The sequence below is a fragment of the Actinoplanes sp. NPDC051633 genome, from assembly GCF_040681735.1.
Taxonomy (GTDB): domain Bacteria; phylum Actinomycetota; class Actinomycetes; order Mycobacteriales; family Micromonosporaceae; genus Actinoplanes.
Genome location: NZ_JBFAZH010000625.1, coordinates 1 through 4,702, shown reverse-complemented (window position 1 = coordinate 4,702; position 4,702 = coordinate 1). Strand labels below are relative to the sequence as shown.

The 4,702-nt window shown below is 61.9% G+C and carries 3 protein-coding genes; all 3 read right to left on the bottom strand.

Going from position 1 to position 4,702, the window contains the following annotated elements; translation table 11 throughout:
* The coding region (locus AB0M20_RS28215; RefSeq protein ID WP_364303263.1) for a DEAD/DEAH box helicase family protein at positions 1-1,705 on the bottom strand (1,705 nt) is incomplete at its 3' end.
* 1 nt (position 1,706) lies between these two features.
* On the bottom strand, positions 1,707-2,705 hold the full coding sequence (locus AB0M20_RS28210; protein WP_364303261.1) for a hypothetical protein: 999 nt from the start codon (positions 2,703-2,705) through the stop codon (positions 1,707-1,709).
* A gap of 242 nt (positions 2,706-2,947) precedes the next feature.
* Positions 2,948-4,702: N-6 DNA methylase (locus AB0M20_RS28205; RefSeq protein WP_364303259.1), on the bottom strand; the 1,755-nt coding region annotated here is incomplete at its 5' end.

The window sequence follows — 4,702 nt, the reverse complement described above, 5'->3', positions numbered from 1 at the left end:
CCACCATCGCCTTGGCCCGCCCGCCCAGCCGCGGCGCGGAGTGCCGGCGGAAATGCTCGACGATGATCTCCGCCTTCTGCGCGTTCATCGTCGGGTGCAGCACCGCGAACCGGGCCAGCTGCGAGCCTGCCTTCTTCGGGTCGACTTCCGGGTCGTCCGGATTGGCGTTGGCCAGCTTCCAGTACGCCTTGTAGGTCAGGTACTGCCGCAGCACGTCGAGGATGAACCCCTCCTCGATCGCCTGCCGCATCGAGTACGTGTGGAACGGGTGCATGTTGCCGTCGGCGCCAGGCGTGCCGAACAGCTCCAGGGTCTTGGCCTTCGGGGTCGCGGTGAACGCGAAGTACGACAGCGTCTCGTGTCGCCCTCGCGCCAACGCCGACGCGGTCAGCAGGTCACCGTCCGGGTCGATGTCGTCGCTGCCCAACCGCAGCAGCACCTTCTTCAACGCGGCGGCGTTCTCCCCGGCCTGCGACGAGTGCGCCTCGTCGAGGATGACCGCGAACCGCCTGCCCCGCAGCCCCTGCACCTTCTCCAGGACGAACCCGAACTTCTGTACGGTCGTGATAATGATCTTCGAGGTCTCGCCCTGCAGCGCGTCGGCCAGTTGCTGCGAATCCTTGTCGATGCGCTGCACTACGCCCGGCACATGCTCGAACTGGAACACGGTGTCCTGCAACTGCCGGTCCAGCACCACCCGGTCGGTGATGATGATGACCTTGTCGAAGACCGCCTCGTTCGCCGTGCCGTGCAAACTCGACAGCCGGTGCGCCAGCCACGCGATCGTGTTCGACTTGCCCGACCCGGCCGAGTGCATGACCAGGTAGTTCTGCCCCGACCCATGCTCAGCCGCGTGCTCAGCGAGCTGGGTAACCGCATGCCACTGGTGATAGCGCGGGAAGATCAGCGCCCGCGACTCCTTGTCGGTGTGCAGGAACCGCCGCACCAGATCCAGCCACGTCTCCGGCCGCCAGATCTGCTCCCACAGATACCCGGTCCGGTAACCGTCACCCGCTGGGTTACCCGCTCCACCGGAAACCCCCGCCCCCGCCGACCCGGTGTTGAAGGGCAGAAACCGCGTCTTCTCCCCCGCCAACTTCGTGGTCACAAAAACCAGATCAGGATCAACAGCAAAATGCACGAGGGTACGCCGAGAGAACAGCAACTCCCGCGCGTCACGTGTCGTCCGGTACTGCACCTTGGCGTCCTCGACAGCCTGCCCGGTTAGCGGGTTCTTCAGCTCGGCCGTGGCAAGGGGGATCCCGTTGACGAACAGCACCAGATCGAGGCTCTTCTTCGGCTCGCTCTCGGAATAGTGCAGCTGCCGGGTCACGCTGAGCCGGTTCGCCCGGAACAGCTTCAGCGCGTCATCGGTGATGGAGTGCGCCGGCTTGAAGTACGCCAGCCGAAACAGGATCCCCTTGTCCTTCACCCCACGCCGCAACACATCGAGCGGCCCACGCTCATCGATCTGCTTCGCGAGATACTCGGCGAAGTGCCGCTGCGCCTCCGCCGGGTTGCTGCTGTGATAGGCGACCAGCTTCAACCAGGATTCGTTCTGCGTGGACCCGAGGAAGATGAACAGCTCAGAGGTGTCCAGCCCCAACTTCCGGTCATAGTTGTACGCAAGCCCCTGCTCCCAGCCGCCGTCGATCAGCGACCCCTCGATCGCCGCCTCAAACGCGCCCTCCCCGTGCACACTCACGTCAGCCCCCTCCCCCCGCCGTAGTCACATCGATCTGACCAGTAACTGCCGCCGTAATCAACGCTTGCCGCCGCTCGACTAAGAGCCGGTCCTGCTCACGCATCCGGCTGACGGATTGCTCGATAGGTTCCACGGCCTTCTCGATATCGGACACGATGCGTTCCTGCTCGCATACCGAGTAGCGAGGGACCGGCATCGCCTTCATCGCCGCAACGTTAAAGTGCGCTTGGATGCTGCCGACCGAGAACTCCGATACCCGCCGCTTGGCGTAGCTGGAGTTGAGTAGGTACTCGGCAAATTTCGATACGAGTGCGGCACCCGGCCGCACGATAACCAAGTCGATGCAGTTGACCCCATCCAGCTCGGGAGGCACAACAGCCGCAGCGCCGGCCTGCCCCGTCCGAACCACGACGAGATCACCAGCGTGCAGACGAGACTTGCGATGCAGGAGGTGACCTTCATGACTGATCTGAATGAGATCACTCGCGTCGATCCGGCCCGGCCTCACATTCATACCCCGCAAGGCCGGCACACCCTCGGTCGGGACGTACCAGGCGGCTGGCGTGATGACGATACCGACACTGACGGAAGATACCAGATACTTGAGTGGGACAAACCGATCGACACTTTGACCACCACCGACCAGCCCGTCAATGACTCGATCGCGCTTCAAGACCATTAGCCCGACTATTCGCTGTCGCGCAGCACGCACTTCGTCAATCCGCCTGGTCTCAGTGTCGAGGAAGTCGGCGATTCGCCGCTGCTCATCAATTGGAGGAAGCAGCATTGGTAGAGATCGAAACTCATCAAACGGCAGGTCCCACTGGTTTGGACGTATACCCTTCGACAGCGCTCCATAGAAACTGACGTATAGCTCCGATCGAAGAAGATAGTGAGCGAATCGCGAATGTACATTCGGGCTCAGAGAACAGACGAAGTAAGCTGGGCTCACGATGCCTTCGTGGTCGGATACCGCCAGCGATCCCTGCCAAGTCTTCATTTTATTAAGGACAAGCTGCCCAGGTCGAACAAAACGGTATGCACCCAGGTCCTCACTGGGCTTATTGAAGTTGTCAGACCGACTACCAGTAGGCACTACGCCATGATCTCGATAGACAGAAAGCAGTTGTGCGTCTGGGCGACCTTTCGCGTCGAGTCGCCGCACAAGTGACCAGATAGGAACCCTCCGCCAATGCGATGGGGCCACGTTTAGCACGGAAAGGTCGAGTTCCTTGTCCAGTCTCATTTCGTGACCTCGCCAAGCAGCCTCTGGATCTGCGCCTCGAGGATCTTAATTTCAGCATCGATTTCGGCGATTGGCCGTGATTGTTGGTAAGCGTAGAAGTGGCGAGTGAAGGGGATTTCGTAGCCGATCTTCGTCTTAGGTTCGTCAATCCAGACGTCGGGGACGTGTGGGATGACTTCGCGCTTGAGGTACTCGTGGATGTCGTCGTTGAGTGGCACGTTTTCGTTGTCGCGCAGGTCGGGGTCGGGCAGCGGATTACCTTTGCGGTCGGTCTGGATCTCGCCTTCCGGGTCGCTGATCGAGAACGCATCCCAGACGGCTCTTTCCACGGGCGCCGGGATTTTGCCGAGGGCGGCCAGTTTCATTGCGAAGTCGGTGCGGGTCTTCGCCGTCGTACCGATCAGGGCCTTGGCTGATGCCAGGAGCGCCTCGTTCTCGGCGTACCGGATGACGGCCTTGGCATCTGCGAGGAGCGCGACCGTCTCCTCGGTGATCTCGAAGCGCAAGCGCAGCGGGCGTTCGACGGCGATGCGCTGGTAGCCGAAGTCGGTGGTCTGGAAGACTTTCATCTTGCTGTGTTGAGGGTGTTCGGGGTCGTCCGCGACGGCGAGCGCGTCGACATACAGCTTGGTCAGTTCGGTGATGTGGTCGTCAGTGAGCATTTTGCGCTTGTCGCCGAGGCTTTTCCGCATCTTGGTCCAGTAGTCGCGGCCGTCGAGCAACACGACCTTCTTGCGGCGTTCCGGGGTTTTGCGGTTGCTGAGGATCCAGAAGTACGTGGAGATGCCGGTGTTGTAGAAGAGCTGGTCGGGCAGTGCGACGATGCCTTCGAGCAAGTCGTTCTCCAGGATCCAGCGGCGGATCTCCGACTCTCCCGAGCCAGCCGCCCCGGTGAATAGCGGCGAGCCGTTGAAGACGATCGCGAGGCGGCTGCCGCCGTCTTCCGGCCGCTTCATCTTGGAGATCATGTGCTGGAGGAACAGCAGTGACCCGTCGTTGATGCGGGGCAGCCCGGCGCCGAACCTACCGGCGTAGCCGCGCGCCGCCTCGTCCTTGACGAACTTCTCGACCTTTTTCCACTCCACGCCGAACGGCGGGTTGGCCAGCATGTAGTCGAACTTCTGGCCCTCATGGCCGTCCTGGTTGAACGAGTTGCCATACGCGATGTTGTTGGGGTTGCCGCCCTTCATCATCATGTCGGAGCGGCAGATTGCGTACGTCTCGCCGTTGAGTTCCTGGCCGTAGACCTCGACCGTGGCGTTCGGGTTGTGCGCCTCGATGTGGTCCTGCGCCTCGCTGAGCATGCCGCCGGTGCCACAGGCGGGGTCGTAGACCTTGCGCACGATGCCGGGCGTGACTAGTTCGTCCTCGTCGGGGGCGAGCAGCAGATTGACCATCAGCTTGATGACCTCGCGCGGGGTGAAGTGCTCCCCGGCGGTCTCGTTGCTGATCTCGGAGAACTTGCGGACGAGTTCCTCGAACAGGTAGCCCATCTGGTGGTTGCTGACCACCTCGGGGCGCAAGTCGATCTCGACGAACTTGCTGACCACCTGATACAGCAGGCCGGCCTCGTCAAGGCGGGTGATCTGCGCGTCGAAGTTGTACTTCTCCAGCACGTCGACCGCGCCCGGGGCGAACCCGCCGATGTAGGACCGCAGGTTGGTGGCCACGTTGTCCTGGTCGGCGGTGAGCGTACGGAAGTTGAGCTTGCTGATGTTGTAGAAGCTGAGCCCGGAGGTCTTACGCAGCAC

Coding starts and splice junctions, on each gene's coding strand:
- AB0M20_RS28210 (WP_364303261.1), bottom strand. CDS start 2,705: ATGAAGACTTGGCAGGGATCGCTGGCGGTATCCGACCACGAAGGCATC.